The following is a 254-nucleotide window of genomic DNA, read 5'->3' as shown; positions in this document are numbered from 1 at the left end:
ACCGCAAGCCGTCGCCGATCGTGTTGAAGGTGTTCCAACTGCGCGCGGCGTCGGCGTTCGATGGCGCCGACTTCTTCTCGCTCCAGGACAAGCCCGAGAACATTCTCGGCGCAGACCTGCTCGGCACCGACCGCGTGATCCTGCGGCCGGGCGAGTCGCGCACGCTGCACTACCGCGGCAATGTCGAGGCCGGTGCGATCGGCGTGATCGCCGAGTACCGCATGCTCGACAGGAACCGCTGGCGCCTGACGGTG

At 67.7% G+C, this 254-nt stretch carries 1 protein-coding gene; it reads left to right on the top strand.

Going from position 1 to position 254, the window contains the following annotated elements; all coding sequences use genetic code 11:
• On the top strand, nucleotides 1-254 hold a 254-nt coding region (gene tssJ, locus R0J88_RS21795; RefSeq protein WP_410901144.1), incomplete at both ends, for a type VI secretion system lipoprotein TssJ.

The organism is Pseudoalteromonas sp. SIMBA_162 (assembly GCF_046535955.1).
Lineage (GTDB): Bacteria > Pseudomonadota > Gammaproteobacteria > Enterobacterales > Alteromonadaceae > Pseudoalteromonas > Pseudoalteromonas marina.
The sequence above is the reverse complement of the archived record's forward strand: the minus strand, read 5'-3'. Positions and strand labels throughout refer to the sequence as shown.